Below are 15,854 nucleotides of genomic sequence, written 5' to 3' on the forward strand. Positions count from 1 at the left end.
CCTTGCGCCGCGGTTTCGCCAGCGGGATCCATCCGGGCTGGCGGGTGCTGCGCTTCGTATTGCTGGCCTGGCTGGTGGTCACGGTCCTGGTCGTCCTGGGCAGCGCGTTCAGCGCCCGCGCTTTGCCCGATCTTTCGCCCTGGCACCGCTGGACGTTCGAGAACGAGCCCGGCGCCGGCCAGTTGCGCGACATGGACTGGGCCGGCTACCTGCGCGCCGAACAGGCGGTGTTCGAGGAATTGCGCGCGCACCTGGCCGCCGAGCCGCGGCCGGGCCGCTACCGCTACGAAACGCAAAGCCCGCTGGGCGCGCGCGACGGCGCCACCGACTGGAACCGCAGCCAGCTGCTGTCGCCCGAAGGCGAGGTGCGCGGCGCCGTGCTGATGCTGCACGGCATGAGCGATTCGCCCTACAGCCTGCGCCACCTGGCCGAGGTCTACCGGGCGCGCGGCTTCGTGGTGCTGATTCCGCGCATGCCGGGCCACGGCACCGCGCCCTCGGGGTTGCGCAGCGCGCAGTGGATGGACTGGCTGGCCACGGTCGAGCTGGCCGCGCGCGAGGTGCGCGCCCGCATTGGTGACGACAAGCCCTTCCACCTCGTGGGCTACTCCAACGGCGCGGCGCTGGGGTTGAAGTACGCGATGGATCGCGCGGAAGAAGGCGACGGCGCCGCGCTGCCCGTGCCCGACCGCCTGGTGATGGTGTCGCCGATGATCGGCATCGGCCGGCTGGCCGCCTTCTCGCGGCTGATGCCGCTGCTGGGCTGGATGCCGTACTTCGAGAAGTCGCGCTGGCTGGACGTGCAGCCGGAGTTCAACCCGTTCAAGTACAACTCCTTCCCGGTGAACGGCGTGCGCCAGTCCTGGCTGCTGGTCGGCGCGGTGCAGACGCAGCTGCTGCAGCTGCGGGCCACGGGCCGCAGCGACCGGCTGCCGCCGATCCTGGCCTTCCAGTCGGTGCTCGACGGCACGGTGAGCACGGAGGCGGTGGTGCGCAACCTGTTCGACCCGCTGCCGGCCAACGGCAGCGAGCTGGTGCTGTTCGACATCAACCGGCAGGGCGTGCTGGCGCCGATGTTGCGCCGCTCCGCGAGTGCGATGCTGGACGACCTGCAGCCGGGCGAGGCCTTCGCCTACCGGCTGACCGTGGTGGGCAACGTGGACGCCGACTCCGCCAACGTGGCCGAGCGCCGGCGCGAGCCCGGCCAGCGCGAGGCCGTGCTGCGGCCCCTGGTTTTCATGTATCCGCCGAACGTTTATTCGCTCTCGCACGTGGCGCTGCCGTTTCCGCCGGACGACCCGCTGTACGGCCTGTCGCCGCGCACCGACGAGGACTTCGGCATCCGCCTGGGCAACCTGGCCCTGCACGGCGAACGCGGCGCCCTTTCGGTCGGCACCGACCAGCTGCTGCGCCTGGGCAGCAACCCCTTCTACGGCTACCTCGCCACCCGCATCGACGAAGCCATCGAAGCCGACCTGCCGCCCCAGCAAATGAACCAGGTTCATTTGCGGGTTTGGCAGGATTGACTGTTTCCAGGGGGCGGCCTGACCGGGGCGCCGGGCGCGCGTAGGATGGCGGCTCCTTCCTGCTTTCGAGCCGCCCATGACTGTTTCCCTTTACGCCGCCTCGGTGCCCGTGTTCCAGCAGATGCTCGGCGGCCTGTCCGACGTGCTGGCCAAGGCCTCGGCCCATGCCACCGAACGCAAGATCGACCCGGAGGCCTACCTGAAGCTGCGCCTGTTCCCGGACATGTTCCCGCTGGTCCGCCAGGTGCAGATCGCCTGTGATTTCGCCAAGTCGGTGTCGGCGCGCCTGGCGCAGGCCGAGGTGCCGGCGTGGGAAGACAACGAGGCCAGTTTCGACGACCTGCAGGCGCGCATCGCCCGCACCCGGGACTTCATCGCCGGCCTCGATGCCGCCGCGTTCGAAGGCGCCGACGCGCGCGAGATCGTGCTGCGCCCCGGCACCCCGAAGGAAAAGCGCCTGACCGGCCAGGCCTACGTCCTGGCCTACGGCCTGCCGCAGTTCTTCTTCCACGTCACCACCAGCTACGCCCTGCTGCGCCACGCCGGCATCGAGATCGGCAAGCGCGATTTCATGGGCCGCTACTGACGCACGGGGCCCCCGCGGCCTGCCCGGCCTCGCTTCTGCGTTGGTGTTGACGACCGACGGTGCTGGCGCAGGTTTGCCCGCCACCGTCGGCTGCCCTGTCCCGGGGCCCGAACCAACCACCAAGGACCGAACGCCCGCGCCATGAAAATCCTCCCGATCGCCCTCGTCTTGTCCGGCCTGCTTTGCGTCCCGGCGCTGCAGGCCCAGTCGCGCACCGCGCCAACCCCCGACCGCACGGCGCCCGGCTCGGCCGACGTCGTGCTGCGTGATTCGTTCCTGCGCCTGCCCGCGCGCCGGGTCAGCAGCGCCACGCAGGCGAAGAAGTATTCGCTCGGCGGCGTCGCAATGGATTTCACCGAAGTGGTGGAGAACGTCGACGTCGCCCCCAGCCTGGAGGCCAAGGCCGTCGGCTGGGTGTACAAGCAGGCGACGCCGCAGACCCCGGCGTCGGAGTCCTACGTGGTGCGGGTCACCAACAAGAGCCCGGCCGCGCTAAACACCTCGGCCTATGTCGCCGTGCTGGTGACCGCCGTGCCGATGACCCATCTCAAGCTGCCGCCGAATGAGCAGGAGAAGTTCCGGGTGGTGCTGGGCTCGGCGGGTGAAACCATCCCGCCCCCGTTCGCGGGCAACAGCTAGCGGGAGTTCAAGTTCTTCCAGCAGCTGAAGCTTCCCGGTGGTTTCGGTACATTCAATACCTCGTATTTCTCCAAGCGCTTCGAGGTCTACCTGGTCACCGATCCGATCATGGAGAAGTAGCCACAAAAAAGGCCGCCCCGGTGGGCGGCCTTTTTCTTGTCAAGACACCGCGAACGATCAGTTCGCAGCCTCGCCACGCGACGCATCGCGGGCGGCCTTGAAGGCATTGCCCTCGACGTAGTTCGGCCAGGCCTCGTTGCCGGCCAGCTCGCGGCCCACGCCGTACAGCGCCATCAGGTCCTGCACCACGCCGCGCAGGTCCCAGTTCGGATCGAACTCGTCGGCGGGCTTGTGGTAAAGCACGCTGCCATAGTTGGCCTGGATCTCGCGGCCGTAGTCCACGCCTTTCTCGACGTGGTCGATGCCGCCCTTGGCGTACAGCGCCGGCACGCCGAACTTGGCGAAGCTGAAGTGGTCGGAGCGGAAGAAGAAGCCCTTCTCGACGCCGTCCTCTTCCACCAGCACGCGGCCCTGCGCCTCGGCGATCGGGCGCAGCACTTCATCCAGCTCGCTGTTGCCCAGGCCGATGACCACGAAGTCCTTGGTCGGGCCCACGACGCTCATCGCGTCCAGGTTCACCACCGCCACCGTGTCCTTGAGCGGGATCACCGGGTTGGCCGCGTAATACTTCGAGCCCAGCAGGCCCGACTCCTCCAGCGTCACCAGCAGGAACACCACCGAGCGCGCCGGCTTCGGGTCCTGCACGGTGAAGGCCTCGGCGATCTCGAGCACGCCGGCCACGCCGGTCGCGTTGTCGATGGCGCCGTTGTAGATGTGGTCCTCGCCTTCGCCGGCCGCTTCCGCGCCGTGCGCCGCGCCGTGGTCACCCAGGTGGTCCCAGTGCGCGGTGTAGACGATGGCCTCGTCCGGGCGCTCGCTGCCGGGCAGCTTGGCCAGGATGTTGCGCGACGAGCTTTCCTTGATCGTCGAGTTCAGCGTGGCCGAGAAGGTGGCGTCGCCCAGCGGCACGGCCTTGAAGCCCGGCACGTTGGCGGCGGCGCGCATCGCCTCCAGATCCAGGCCGGCGTCGGCGAACAGCTGCGTGGCCACTTCACCGGTGATCCAGCCCTGCATCGGCAGGCGCGGCTCCGGGTCGGCGCTGGCGGGCAGGTCGTACTGCGCGCCCGACCAGCTGTTCTTCACCACGTCCCAGCCGTAGCCGGCGCCGCTGTCGTCATGGATGATCAGCGCGGCGGCGGCGCCCTGGCGGGCGGCTTCTTCGTACTTGTAGGTCCAGCGGCCGTAGTAGGTCATCTTCTTGCCGCCGAAGAGCTCCTCGCTGCCGGCGTGGTAGCCCGGGTCGTTGACCAGCATCACGACGGTCTTGCCCTTGACGTCCAGGCCGGCGTAGTCGTTCCAGCCGGCTTCCGGCGCGTTGACGCCGTAGCCGACGAACACCATCTCGCTCGCGTCGACCTTCACTTCCGGCTGCGCGGTGCGGGTGCCCAGCGCCATCTGGGTGCCGAAGGCGAGCGGGCGGGCCTCGCCGTTCACGCCGATCACGGCGCTGGAGGTCGATTCATCGGCCGTGGTCTCCACCATCGGCACGTCCTGGAACCAGCTGTCGCCGTTGCCCGGCTGCAGGCCCAGGCGCTGGAACTGCGCGACCAGGTAATCGGCGGTCATCTGCTCGCCCGGCGTGCCCGGGGCGCGGCCGCCGAACTCATCCGAGGACAGCACCTTCACGTGCTGCGCGAAGTCCTCGGCCGAAATCTCGGGACCAAAGCCATGCTCGACCGGCGGCGCGACGGCCACCGGCGTCGCCTCCGGCTCAGGGGTCTTGCTGCAGGCCGCCAGCGCCAGCGCCGCGGCCGCGAAGATCAGGGTACGTTTCATCACAAGGGTTCCTCCACAAGGGGAACCCCGATTCTACGCCAGCAAATGAACCAGGTTCATTTGATTTAGTCCCGCGGGGGGAGGGCGTCGGTGAAGGACTGGGCGGTGGCGCCGGTGATGGGGCCGGTCTTGGCAGTGGGGTGCACGAACAGCTCGACGGCGTGCTCGAACACCAGCGAGCCGGCAACCACCGAATTCGCGCCGATCACGATCCGCGGCACGCGCTTGTCCTCCGACTTCCACCAGCCGCCGGTCGGCTTCTCGACCAGGATGCCGCCATCGATGCGGGCGCCGCCCGACAGCACGATGTCGCCGTTGGTGGTGGTCACGTCGCCGCCGATCCGGGCGCCGCGCAGGGTGATCGCGCCGTTCACGTTCTCGACGTCGCCGCCGACCTCGGCCTGTTCTGCCAGCTTGATGCCGCCATTCACCGCCTCGATGTCGCGTTCGACCCGGGCGCCGCGGGCCAGCCGGATGCCACCGTTCACCGCCTCGATCGAGCCCGCCGTGGCCTCTTCGCCCAGGCTGATGCCGCCGTTGACGGTCTCCGCGCTGCCCACGCGCGCCTTGTCGTCGATGGTGATGCCGCCGTTGACCGTCTCGGCGCTCTCCACCTGTGCGCCCTCGCGGATGGTGATGCCGCCATTGACCGATTCGAGCGAACCGTAGGCCTGGCCGGCCCGGGCCGTGATGCCGCCGAACACCTTGTCGATGTCCTGCTGGGCCAGCGCCGGGCCGGCGGCCAGGGCCAGGGAAAGGGTGATCAGCGAAGCGAGGGTGCGAACGCGCATGGGGTGGCTCCTTGGGGATTCCCTGCTGGGATGCGCCGGCGGCGGCGGGGGTTTAAAGCCGGTTCAAGGCCGGGCGGGCCCAGCCTGCGCCGCGGGGCTACAATTTGCCCGTGCCTAACGTCCCGGAGTCGCCCGTGCCCGCCGCCCAGAATCGCCCCAAGCCCCTGCTGCTGCTGATCCTCGACGGCTGGGGCCACCGCGACGACCCGGCCGACAACGCCCTGGCCCAGGCCCGCCTGCCGAACTGGCGCCGCCTGCTGGCCGAGTGCCCGCACACCCTGGTCCACACCGAAGGCAAGCACGTGGGCCTGCCGGACGGCCAGATGGGCAACTCCGAAGTCGGCCACATGAACATCGGCGCCGGCCGCATCGTCTACCAGGACCTCACCCGCGTGGACGCCGCCATCGAGGACGGCAGCTTCTTCACCAACCCGGAGCTGGTCGCGGCCTGCCGCGCCGCCAAGGCCAACGGCGGCGCCCTGCACCTGATGGGCCTGCTTTCGCCCGGCGGCGTGCACAGCCACGAGGAACACCTGTTCGCGATGATCGAACTGGCCCGCCGCGAAGGCGTGGCCGACATCGCCGTGCACGCCTTCCTCGACGGCCGCGACACCCCGCCGCGTTCGGCCGAGCCCAGCCTCGCGCGCCTGCTGGCCGTCTGCGCCGCCGGCAATGGCGATGCCCACGTCGCCACGATCAGCGGCCGCTACTACGCCATGGATCGGGACCAGCGCTGGGACCGCGTCGAGCGCGCCTACCGCGCCATCGCCGAAGCCGAAGCCGACGACACCGCCTCCGACGCGCTCACCGGCCTGCACGCCGCCTACGGCCGCGGCGAGAACGACGAGTTCGTGCTGCCCACGGTGATCAGCGGCGGCCGCGCCATGCGCGACGGCGACGCCGTGGTGTTCATGAACTTCCGCGCCGACCGCGCGCGCCAGCTCACCAGCGTGTTCGTGTCGCCGCAGTTCAGCGGTTTCGCGAAGCCGCGCCCGATCGCGCTGTCGCGCTTCGTCTGCCTCACCGAATACGACGCGTCGCTGCCCGCGCCGGTGGCCTACGGCCCCGAGGACCTGCGCAACACCCTGGGCGAAGTGCTGGCCGCGAACCGCCTGACCCAGCTGCGCATCGCCGAGACCGAGAAGTACGCCCACGTCACCTTCTTCATGAGCGGCGGCCGCGAGGCCCAGGTGGACGGCGAGGACCGCGTGCTGATCCCGTCGCCCAAGGTCGCTACCTACGACCTGCAGCCGGAAATGAACCTGCCCCAGCTCACCGCCCGCCTCACCGACGACATCCGCTCGCGCAGGCACGACGTCATCATCTGCAACGTCGCCAACCCCGACATGGTCGGCCACAGCGGCATCCTGTCCGCCGCGATCAAGGCCGCCGAGGCCGTGGACGATGCGCTCGGGGCCATCCGCGGCGCCCTGCGCGAAGTCGGTGGCGAAATGATCGTCACCGCCGACCACGGCAACGTCGAGATGATGCGCGACCCGGAAACCGGCGAACCGCACACCTCGCACACCGTCGGCCCCGTGCCCCTGGTCTACGTCGGCCGCCCGGCCAGCCTGCGCGCCGGCGGCGCCCTGCGCGACCTCGCGCCCACCGTGCTGCACCTGCTGGGCATCACGCCGCCGCCGGAGATGACCGGCCGCTCGCTGGTGACGCTGGCTTGATCCGCCTCGCCGCCTTGCTCACCGCCGCGCTGCTGTCCGCGGCGCCCGCGGCATTCGCCCAGGGCGCGCCCGAGCGCGCGCGCCAGGAAGCCGAGGCGCAGAAAAAGCTCGAAGCCCTGCGCGCCCAAATCAAGACGATCACCGCCGAGCAGCGCAGCGTCGACGCCGAGCGCGGCGAGGCCACCCGCGAGCTGCGCGCCGCCGATGCCACCGTGTCGGAAGCCGTGCGCGCCCTGCGCCGCACCGAGGCCGGCATCGCCACCCAGGAGCTCGAGCTGCAGCAGCTCGAGGCCCGCCAGGCCGAACTCGAAATCGGCCTCGCCGACCAGCGCGAGGCGCTCGCCGCCCTCGTGCGCTCCGCCTATGCCCTCGGCCGCCACGAACAGCTCAAGCTACTGCTCGCGCAGGACCGCATGAGCGACCTGGCCCGCGTGCTGGCCTACCACCGCTATTTCCAGGCCGACCGCCAGCAGCGCATCACCGGCCTGATGGCCGAGCTGCGCGAGTTGGCCGCCGTCGCCCAGCAGATCACCGACCAGCGCCAGATCCTCGAGGCCGCGCGCGCGCAGCAGCAGACCGAGCTGGCCGCGCTCGAAGCGCAGCGCGGTGAACGCGCCGGCGTGCTGGCGGCACTGGAAGCCCGCTTCAAGGACCGCGCCGCGCGCCTGGCCACGCTGGGCCGCGACGAGAAGTCGGTGCTCAAGCTGCTCGAACAGCTGCAGGACGCGGTCGCCGACATCCCGCGCCAGGTCGACGACAACCGCCCCTTCGCCACCCGCCGCGGCCAGCTCGGCCGCCCGCTGGCCGGCAGCGTGCTCGCCGCTTTCGGCGGCCGCCTGCCCGATGGCCGCACCAGCGACGGCCTGCTGATCGCCGGCACCGCCGGCGCCGAGGTGCGCGCCGCCGCCCCCGGCCGCGTGGCGTATTCGGACTGGCTCAAGGGCTACGGCCTGCTGGTCATCCTCGACCACGGCGACGGCTGGATGAGCCTGTATGCCTTCAACGATGCCCTGCTCAAGGACGTCGGCGACTGGGTCCGCGGCGGCGAGCCGCTGGCCACCGTGGGCAGCTCCGGCGGCCAGGGCCGCCCCGGCCTGTACTTCGAGCTGCGCCGCAACGGCCAGCCCCAGGACCCCAAGCCCTGGCTCCGCCCCTGAACTGGCGCATAATCCGGGCCATGCGCCCCCACGTCCTCCTGCTGGCCCTGCTGCTCCCCGTCGCCGCCTCCGCCCAAGCGCCCGCGCCCTCCGCCGCGCCCGAAGCGATGCCGCTGGACGAGATCCAGCGCTACGTCGCCGTCTACCGCGCCATCAAGGAAGCCTACGTCGAGCCCATCGACGACCAGACCCTGATGAAGGCCGCCCTGCGCGGCCTGCTCGCCGACCTAGACCCGCACAGCGCCTACCTCGAGAAGGAAGACGCCGACGAGCTCACCGAGCAGACCGAAGGCGCCTATTCCGGCGTCGGCGTCGAGATCGAACAGCGTCCCGACCGCAGCCTGCTGGTGGTCGCGCCGATCGATGGCACCCCGGCCCAGCGCGCCGGCCTGCGCGCCGGCGACATCATCGTTGCCATTGACGGCCAGGCCCTGGCCTCCGAGGGCGCCGACGCCGCCAGCCGCGAGCTGCGCGGCCCCGAGGGCACCCAGGTCACCGTCACCTACCTGCGCATGGGCGAGCCCGCCCCGCGCGACCTGGTGATCACCCGCGAAACCATCCGCATCACCAGCGTCAGCAGCCGCCTGCTCGAGCCCGGCTACGGCTACCTGCGCATCGCCAACTTCCAGTCCGACACCGGCCCGCAGGTGCTGCGCCAGCTGCGGGCGCTCAACGCGCAGGCGGAAGGCGGCCAGCTCGCCGGCCTGGTGCTCGACCTGCGCAGCAATCCCGGCGGCCTGCTCAACGCCGCGGTGGAAGCCGCCGATGCCTTCCTCGACGACGGCCTGATCGTGCGCACCAAGGGGCGCCTGGTCTATTCCAACGCCAGCTTCCACGCCAAGCCTGGCGACCTGCTCAAGGGCGCGCCCGTGGTCGTGCTGGTGGACGCCGGCACTGCGAGCGCCGCCGAAGTATTGGCCGGCGCGCTGCGCGACCACCGCCGCGCGCTGCTTATGGGCAGCCGCACCTTCGGCAAGGGCTCGGTGCAGACCGTGGTGCCGCTGGAGAACGGCGATTCCATCAAGCTCACCACCGCGCGCTACTACACGCCGCGCGGCCGCTCGATCCAGGCGCGCGGCATCCGCCCCGACGAAGTGATCCGCGGCGAAACCAGCCGCGACCTGCGCGAACAGGACCTGCCGGGCCACCTGCGCGGCGACCAGGAAACCGGCGATGGCTTCGCGATGGGCGAGGTGATCGAAGGCGACGAGGCCGTGGCCAAGGCCCTGGCGAGGCTCAAGCTGCCGATGCGCTGGAGCGCCGCGCGCGACAGCGACCAGCACTGAGTGCGACGTTCACCCGGGGCAGCGCTGCGCGGGCGCCACCGGGACCTCGCGGCCGGGCTCGACCAGGTCCGTGAGCTCCACCAGGCAATCGCCCGCGTCCGCGTCCGTGCGCGCCACCAGCTGGTACTGCGCGTTCGAGGCGGGTAGCACGCGGCGGTGCACGTGGCAGCTGTACTGTGTCCCGCGCTGGGTCCAAGTGTTGGAGTAGGTGATTACGGCCGGTTCGTTGGCCTGCAGAGTGACTTCAGTGGAGACCAATCCGGCCGGCGGCTGGCCCGACATCCCCAGCTTGCGGTCGTGCAGGTACCCGTAGTCCTTCAGCGAAAAGGCCGCGTACAGCGCCACGCCGGTCTCGGGCCGGGTGAAATCGGCGCAGTCCGAGCCGGGCGTGATGCGCACCACGCCCTCGGCGCTCAAGCGGACCCGGGCCACGCCGTCGACCGCTGCCGGGCCGGCGTAGTCGCGGTAGAACATCGCGGCTTCGGCGGTGGATTGCTTGAAGTTGCCGCAAGACGCGAGCGCGAGGGCGGACAGACCGGTCAGGAGCGCGGCAGGCAGGCGGAAGGCCATGGCAGGACACCGTGTGGACGACGGCCGGGAGTTTCCCGCAAGGCCCCGCGAAGCCGGCGTGATCGCGCGTCACCGCCGCAGGCGTCAGCCGCCCGGCGTGCACACCATCAACAGGGAAAGCGGTCGGCCGGTTTCCGGGTGGCTGGGCTCGCGCAGCGCCTGCACCGCGAAGCCCGCCGTCGCCAGCGCCGCCTGCCACGACGCCAGCGTGCGGAAATACCACGGCATCGCCTCCGGAAACACCTGCGCGCCGAAACCCTCGAAGGTCTCGAGCCGCCAGCCGTCGCGATAAGGTTCCTCGCCGCAGGCACCCCAGGGGTGCACGGTCTGCACCACCAGCCGCCCGCCCGGCGCCAGCAGGCTGCGCACCGCCTGCAGCAGCGGCGCCAGGTCTTCGTCCAGCAGCGCGAAATTGCAAGCCACGGCGTCGAAGCGCCCCAGCGACGGCGCCGCGTCCGCGAGGTCCTCGTAGGCCATGGCCTCGAAGCGCCCGCCGCCGGCCGCGCGCGCCGCGTCCACCAGCGGCCGCGACACGTCGATGCCCACCGCCTCGATGCCCCGCGCGCTGAGCGTGCGGCACAGCCAGCCTTCGCCGCAGCCCACGTCGAGCACGCGCCCCGGTTCGCTTTCCAGCAGCGCCGCGACGACGGCCTCGTCGGTCGCCAGCCGCCGGCTTTCGATCAGCCCGTCGCGAACCGCCCGGGTCCAGGCCTCGGCGTTCTCGAACCAGCTGCGGACCAGGCGCTCGCGCGGCACGTCAGTCGGCCTGGTGGCGCGAAGCATCGGACGGACGATCGGACATGCGAGCCTCAGGAATGGCCGGGATGGAAATTGCCGTCCGCTTCGGACGTGGGCGCCAAGCGTACTACCGGCGAAGCCCGTCGCGTTACCCCGCGGGTTGCGCCAGCTCGCGCCGTAGCCGGGCGTCCACCCACAGGAAGCCGAACGGCACCACCGAACACAGCAGCGCCAGCAGCCAGACGCCCACCGACCAGCGCCGCACGTGGCTGACCGCCAGCGACACCACCACGTAGGCCAGCCACAGCACGCCGTGCGCCATGCCAACCGGCCAGACGAAGTCGTGGCCGAACTGGTACTTCGCCGGCATGGCGATGAACAGCAGCGTGATCAGGGACAGGCCCTCGAGCACGCTGAGCAGTCGGAACGCCTTGAGCATGGGCGCGTTCACGGCTTGCGCTTGCGCTCCCACGGCGCCGCCAGGCAGATGTCCGGCAGCGTCTCGTGCATCTCGAAGAACTGGTACGCAAACTGGCCCGACTCGTAAACCTTCACCAGCACGCGGATTTCGCGCTCGACGTGCGGCACGCCCTCCTGGTCCTGGATCTTCATCCGTTGCATCACGCGCATCGCCTGACGATCGGCGGTGGGGTTGCCCGTCTTGCGGATGACCGTCGTCTTGCGCGTGTGGCCCTGGTCGGTCAGCGTGGTCTGCAGGCAGACGAAGGCCGGGTTGCGGCCCTTGCCGGGCTTGTCATCGGAGGACACCACGACGCCCCGCAGGTCGGCGACGGCGCCCGACGTGTCCGGGGCAGGGACACCCTCGGACTGTGCGGCAACGACCCCGGAGAACACCATCGAGGCGACGACCAGCACCGTGGCAAGACGCTCGCGCGACGGGCGGGGATTGAACTTCTTCACGTGCAGGTGCTCCGGAGGGCGAGACGAGACCGGAACTTACGACGACTCGCCGCAGCGCCGCAACCGGCGAAAAACTCTCGGTCGCGTCGGCTAGCCGAAGCCGATCGCGTAGAACAATCCCGCGCCCAGCCCCAGCGAGGCCACCCCCATCAGCGGCAGGAAGCGCAGCGCCTGCGGCACGGTGCGCTGCGCGAACGCCTGGTGCCGGCGCCAGGGCACCAAGGCCAGCACCAGCGTGGTTCCCACGAGCACCCAGCCCACGAACGTGAACGCCTGCGTCCACGGCATGGCGGGTGCGTGCACCAGCAGCGCGCCGCCCACCAACAGGCGCAAGGCCAGCTCAAGGTAGTGCAGGCGCGCCGACCCGGCGTGGCCCTGCAGGAAACCCCGCACCCAGGCGGGCCGCACCAGCGCGCACGCCCCGAGCCCGACCAGGTAGGCGGCGGTGAGCGCCAGCACCACGACTGACATCGCGCCTGAAATTGCCTGGATGTCGATCGCCATTGGTCAGCCCCTCGTCCGAAGTACGACCACCCACAGCCCGAGCACGGCCAGGAAGTTGATCGTGAACACCAGCCCACGCAGCCGGACGTTGCGCGTGAGGATCTGCACGATGCCGTGCGCGATGCGGCCCGCCACGAACAGCCAGGCCAGCGCCAGCGCCACCGGGCTCGGCGGATGGGGCAACAGGGCCAGGCAGGCCGCGAAGAACAGCAGCGGCCACTCGAACTGGTTCGACAGGTTCGCGCTGATGCGGGGTTCGAATACCCCGAACGGGTTGCTGCCGTCCGCCCGTCGGCCGATGCCCCAGATCGCGGGCGCGCGCGCCACCGTCAGCAGCACGTAAAGAAAGGCCGCATAGGCGACTTGCGCGGCCATGGGCAGGATCAAGGAATGCGTCATCGGGTCAGGCCATGCAGGGAAGGTCGCCGGTTTCGGGCGTGTGGCCGCGGATGTGGGGAGGATGGGCGGCCGCGGACCATGCCGGTCAAAACGAATTCGCCGCCTTCGGGACGACGAAGTACCCGATGTAGAACGCCAATCGTGGTCGGTAAAAGGGCGGCGGACCTGTTCACTGGGCCAGTCCCCCGGGGGGGAGGTGGCAGCGCATGTGCAATACCGATTCCTCGGCGTGGTCCGGCACGAAACCGAGCCTCGCGTAGAGGCCCATCGCTGGGTTCTCGGGATATACGCGCAGCTGGACCACGCGGTAACCCCGGGCGGCCGCCATTTGCTTGACCTGTTCGATGGCCCAGGAACCGATGCCCTTGCCCTGGAACCCTGGGGCGATCTGTATGTCCCGGATCGCCAGGGCATCGCCCTCCGGCAGCAGTCGGATGTACCCGCAGCAGTGCTCGCCGTCATCAATCGCCAGGTTTTCGAACTCCTTCCAGCTCAGGCGAAAGCGCTCGGTGTCCCACGACACCCCCCGGGACGCGCGATAGCTGGCCATGTTGCCCCGGCTGAGCGCCTCGGATGCCGCCAGCTCGCTTGCCTCGGCGGGACGCAGCGATAGATTCATTGCCAACAGTGACCACGGTGGCGCCAGGGGCGTTGGTTTGGATGATAGATCAGGTTCAATCCTCCAGTGCCCCGGTCGGCAGGTGATCGGTGCCTGTTTGCCCTTGGAAAAGGGGCGCGCACCGCCGGGGGCTTCGGCCCGGACGATGGGTCAGGGCTCCGCCGCCGCGCTACCCACCGGCCGACGGCGAACCCACCAAACCACGCCGAAAAGAATCGAGATCACGAGGAAGGCAAGCAGCGGAACAGCTAGCAGGCTGGCCTGGTCATGGTGGACGACCAGGCGCTGGGCATCGAAGTAGCGCCCCTGTTCGTTGAACAGGCCCCGGTACGGCCAGTAGAGCGAAAAGTACAGGTAGCCAAAGACGGCCGCGGACGCGCCCGATGCCAGTGCCGCGGCCAAGAGCAAGGCCTGCGGGATGCGGCGACGACGCTGCGTTGGCTTCAAGGATTCCTCCTGCGGGCGGCTAACTTGGCCGGGCCTGGCCAACGGCGTTGGCGTGCTTCAGCAACCAGGCCACGGGAATGAACGTCAGCCAGATGCTGAAATAGAAAACCGTCAAATACCAATGGGACTTCAGGAAGCCAGCGCCCAACCCAAGATACCAGCCGCAATACAGTGCATCGTAAATGGCGAACGGAACCGTGTAGTAGACCGAAAGCCAGAACGCCCGCGAGAATCGAATCTCTTCCCGGCAACGAACAAGCACTAGGACAGCGTAGAGCGAAAACGCGACGGACAGGAACGTGCAGACAACACCCATGATGAGTGTTGAATACTGTTGGAAATAGTCGGGCAAGCCGGCAATCCAGAAGACGAGCCACACGGCACTGGCTTGCAGGAACAGGGCGATATGCTTCCTGGGGTTCATGAACTGGGTCTCATGCCTTGGTTGGGTCGTGCCGGAGGCGTCGGTCTGCCTGGCAAGCCAGGTGCTCGCCGGCGCCGCCGGATGAGAATTGGCTCGGCTTCACCAGGGTCTACTCCTGGGGCTGGCGCTTGATCCATGCCGCCAGGTCATCCGGACGCTGAGGTATCCAGGGCCTGATCATTGTCAAAACTGCCCGGCAAAGACAGGGGGCGAAAGTATGGCGGGTGCGGGGAGAACGGCGGTCTTCTCCATGGGGCCTGATGACAGGCATGAGCGGAGCCGGTTGGCAGGCGAACCCTGCCAGATAGCGTCCTCTCGACGGCGTGGGCGGGGCCCAGCATGCCCGCGCCCCGGTAGAGCAGCTCTTTCAGGTAGTCGACTCGCTCTTTGGTGACTCGACTCATGCAGCGCAAAAAAGAGATAGAGAGTGTCCCTCCATGGACGGACTGCTCAAAGCTGCACGTTTTCTCGCGATAGAGAATCCAGGCGCGCTGGGCGCCAATCAACTCGGTGCGCTCCAGTGAGAATTCCATTGACTTCCACTGGTCAAGAAGCTTTTCGAAGGTCGCGTCGAGCTCAGAATCCAGGCCCTTGAGGTCGCCTTTCAAAAGGCAGGACTCCTGAAGCGTGCTTCCGTCCGCAAGGCCATCGCACTCAGGCCTGGGCGCGTCTTCTGCATTCGACACTGCCGCCGCGGCCAAAAAGATCAATCCGGGGATCCAAAAATGCATTCTTGCGCTCCAACGGTTGCGTAAAGCGCGCCGAAGGCGTCGGCGTGAATGATCAGTCAGGCCTCTGTCGGCGCCTATGGGTGCAAATATACCGCGCGCCCATCACGATTGAGATGATGGCGGCTGCATAGGTGTGAGGAGTTCCGGCACCGCGAACAACAGCAAATGCGAAGGCGCCAGTCCCAAGCACGACAAGAACGTACGCTGCCGCAATCAGCGCGCGAGGACTCGATCTCATGGGCGGGGATTTGAGAGTCTTGTAGAGACTCCAAAGAACCAGGCAACAAGCGACTGCTGAAACGACTGAGAGCGTCAGAAGAATTGGGTCTGGTGGGTGTGATCTGAGAGCGGCCCCCCATATGAAGTACGAAGCAATTCCAAGGGCAAGTGCCAGGATCGACACGAGCAGCGCGCCTAGGGCGCGCTCCCCGGGCGTTGCGTCTCTGTCGAGCTGGTATCGGTTCATGCCGCCAAACGCCTAAGTTAAGCCGCGCCGAAGGCGTCGGCTTGAATGATTGGTTAGGCCTCGGCCGGACTAGCAAGTCCAGTAGACCCGGTTCTCTAGATCGATGACTTCCGGCCCGCCGCTACAACCCCCGACGTCAGAAAGCGATCGATCTGCCTCCTCCCGGCCGATGATCCATTGTTCTGACGCGGCATGCCACATCAGCGTGCCTACATCGAGGACGCCGGCAGGAAATGGGTCTGATGCCTTCGGGTTCACAACTACGACGTGGGATCCATTGACGTGAACGGTGAGGCGAATGCTCGGAATGGTCGGGTGCTCGGCGAACCGATGCGTGAACTCGTACTCGCCCGACGCAATCGGAATGGGCGGATCTGGCGCCGCCATGCACCCAGCCAGGCTAAGTAACGCAACTGCGAAGATCTTCATCCGAGGCCTAACGCCTAAGTTAAGCCGCGCCGAAGGCGTCGGCTTG

19 protein-coding genes are annotated in these 15,854 nt (G+C 68.8%); 6 read left to right on the top strand and 13 right to left on the bottom strand.

Annotation, left to right across the window (positions count from 1 at the left end):
- Nucleotides 1–2 precede the first annotated feature (2 nt).
- The 3 genes from Q0C12_RS03680 (at nt 3) to Q0C12_RS03690 (ending at nt 2,751) form a co-directional block, all read left to right on the top strand.
- Nucleotides 3–1,526, top strand: coding sequence for an alpha/beta hydrolase (locus Q0C12_RS03680; protein ID WP_290886352.1), 1,524 nt, complete (start codon nt 3–5; stop codon nt 1,524–1,526).
- 76 nt (nt 1,527–1,602) lie between these two features.
- Nucleotides 1,603–2,112: a DUF1993 domain-containing protein gene (locus Q0C12_RS03685; RefSeq protein WP_290886355.1), complete on the top strand. Its 510-nt coding sequence runs from the start codon at nt 1,603–1,605 to the stop codon at nt 2,110–2,112.
- A gap of 141 nt (nt 2,113–2,253) precedes the next feature.
- Entirely contained in the window at nt 2,254–2,751 is a 498-nt protein-coding gene (locus tag Q0C12_RS03690; RefSeq protein WP_290886356.1) for a hypothetical protein, read from the top strand.
- A gap of 177 nt (nt 2,752–2,928) precedes the next feature.
- Here the strand turns inward: Q0C12_RS03690 and Q0C12_RS03695 are convergent, their stop codons facing one another.
- Nucleotides 2,929–4,650, bottom strand: coding sequence for a M28 family peptidase (locus tag Q0C12_RS03695; protein WP_290886359.1), 1,722 nt, complete (start codon nt 4,648–4,650; stop codon nt 2,929–2,931).
- A gap of 62 nt (nt 4,651–4,712) precedes the next feature.
- Entirely contained in the window at nt 4,713–5,438 is a 726-nt protein-coding gene (locus tag Q0C12_RS03700; RefSeq protein ID WP_290886361.1) for a hypothetical protein, read from the bottom strand.
- Between the two features lie 134 nt (nt 5,439–5,572).
- On the opposite strand from Q0C12_RS03700, the gene gpmI reads away from it, so the two are divergent.
- Genes gpmI through Q0C12_RS03715 form a run of 3 tightly spaced genes read left to right on the top strand, consistent with a single transcriptional unit; the run spans nt 5,573 to nt 9,560 of the window.
- The gene (gene gpmI, locus Q0C12_RS03705; RefSeq protein WP_290886364.1) at nt 5,573–7,117 is read left to right on the top strand and encodes a 2,3-bisphosphoglycerate-independent phosphoglycerate mutase; all 1,545 of its coding nucleotides are present in this window, start codon (nt 5,573–5,575) and stop codon (nt 7,115–7,117) included.
- Nucleotides 7,114–8,274 carry a peptidoglycan DD-metalloendopeptidase family protein gene (locus tag Q0C12_RS03710; protein ID WP_290886367.1) on the top strand — a complete coding sequence of 387 codons (1,161 nt, stop codon included), beginning with the start codon at nt 7,114–7,116 and terminating at the stop codon, nt 8,272–8,274. The genes gpmI and Q0C12_RS03710 overlap by 4 nt, the downstream gene beginning before the upstream one ends.
- Nucleotides 8,275–8,294: 20 nt before the next feature.
- A complete protein-coding gene (locus Q0C12_RS03715) occupies nt 8,295–9,560 on the top strand; it encodes a S41 family peptidase (RefSeq protein ID WP_290886370.1) in 1,266 nt (421 codons plus the stop codon).
- Nucleotides 9,561–9,569: 9 nt separating this feature from the next.
- Here Q0C12_RS03715 and Q0C12_RS03720 read toward each other — a convergent pair whose 3' ends face one another.
- The 11 genes from Q0C12_RS03720 to Q0C12_RS03770 all read right to left on the bottom strand — a co-directional run bounded on the left by Q0C12_RS03720 (nt 9,570) and on the right by Q0C12_RS03770 (nt 15,808).
- Nucleotides 9,570–10,130, bottom strand: coding sequence for a hypothetical protein (locus Q0C12_RS03720; protein ID WP_290886373.1), 561 nt, complete (start codon nt 10,128–10,130; stop codon nt 9,570–9,572).
- Nucleotides 10,131–10,214: 84 nt separating this feature from the next.
- Nucleotides 10,215–10,913, bottom strand: coding sequence for a class I SAM-dependent methyltransferase (locus tag Q0C12_RS03725; RefSeq protein WP_290886376.1), 699 nt, complete (start codon nt 10,911–10,913; stop codon nt 10,215–10,217).
- 103 nt (nt 10,914–11,016) lie between these two features.
- Nucleotides 11,017–11,307, bottom strand: coding sequence for a DUF3817 domain-containing protein (locus Q0C12_RS03730; RefSeq protein WP_290886379.1), 291 nt, complete (start codon nt 11,305–11,307; stop codon nt 11,017–11,019).
- 8 nt (nt 11,308–11,315) lie between these two features.
- The gene (locus Q0C12_RS03735; RefSeq protein WP_290886381.1) at nt 11,316–11,789 is read right to left on the bottom strand and encodes a hypothetical protein; all 474 of its coding nucleotides are present in this window, start codon (nt 11,787–11,789) and stop codon (nt 11,316–11,318) included.
- 90 nt (nt 11,790–11,879) lie between these two features.
- Entirely contained in the window at nt 11,880–12,293 is a 414-nt protein-coding gene (locus tag Q0C12_RS03740; protein WP_290886383.1) for a hypothetical protein, read from the bottom strand.
- A 3-nt stretch (nt 12,294–12,296) separates the two neighbouring features.
- Complete coding sequence (locus Q0C12_RS03745; RefSeq protein ID WP_290886386.1) at nt 12,297–12,692, bottom strand: MAPEG family protein; 396 nt, start codon at nt 12,690–12,692, stop codon at nt 12,297–12,299.
- A gap of 169 nt (nt 12,693–12,861) precedes the next feature.
- The gene (locus Q0C12_RS03750) at nt 12,862–13,311 is read right to left on the bottom strand and encodes a GNAT family N-acetyltransferase (RefSeq protein WP_290886388.1); all 450 of its coding nucleotides are present in this window, start codon (nt 13,309–13,311) and stop codon (nt 12,862–12,864) included.
- Between the two features lie 150 nt (nt 13,312–13,461).
- Nucleotides 13,462–13,758: a hypothetical protein gene (locus tag Q0C12_RS03755; RefSeq protein ID WP_290886390.1), complete on the bottom strand. Its 297-nt coding sequence runs from the start codon at nt 13,756–13,758 to the stop codon at nt 13,462–13,464.
- Between the two features lie 19 nt (nt 13,759–13,777).
- Entirely contained in the window at nt 13,778–14,182 is a 405-nt protein-coding gene (locus tag Q0C12_RS03760; RefSeq protein ID WP_290886392.1) for a hypothetical protein, read from the bottom strand.
- Nucleotides 14,183–14,328: 146 nt separating this feature from the next.
- Nucleotides 14,329–14,913, bottom strand: a complete 585-nt coding sequence (locus Q0C12_RS03765) for a lysozyme inhibitor LprI family protein (RefSeq protein WP_290886394.1) — start codon at nt 14,911–14,913, stop codon at nt 14,329–14,331.
- A gap of 535 nt (nt 14,914–15,448) precedes the next feature.
- Nucleotides 15,449–15,808, bottom strand: a complete 360-nt coding sequence (locus Q0C12_RS03770; protein WP_290886396.1) for a hypothetical protein — start codon at nt 15,806–15,808, stop codon at nt 15,449–15,451.
- Nucleotides 15,809–15,854 lie beyond the last annotated feature (46 nt).

Origin of the sequence: Arenimonas sp. (assembly GCF_022842045.1) — a bacterium.
Classification (GTDB): domain Bacteria; phylum Pseudomonadota; class Gammaproteobacteria; order Xanthomonadales; family Xanthomonadaceae; genus Arenimonas.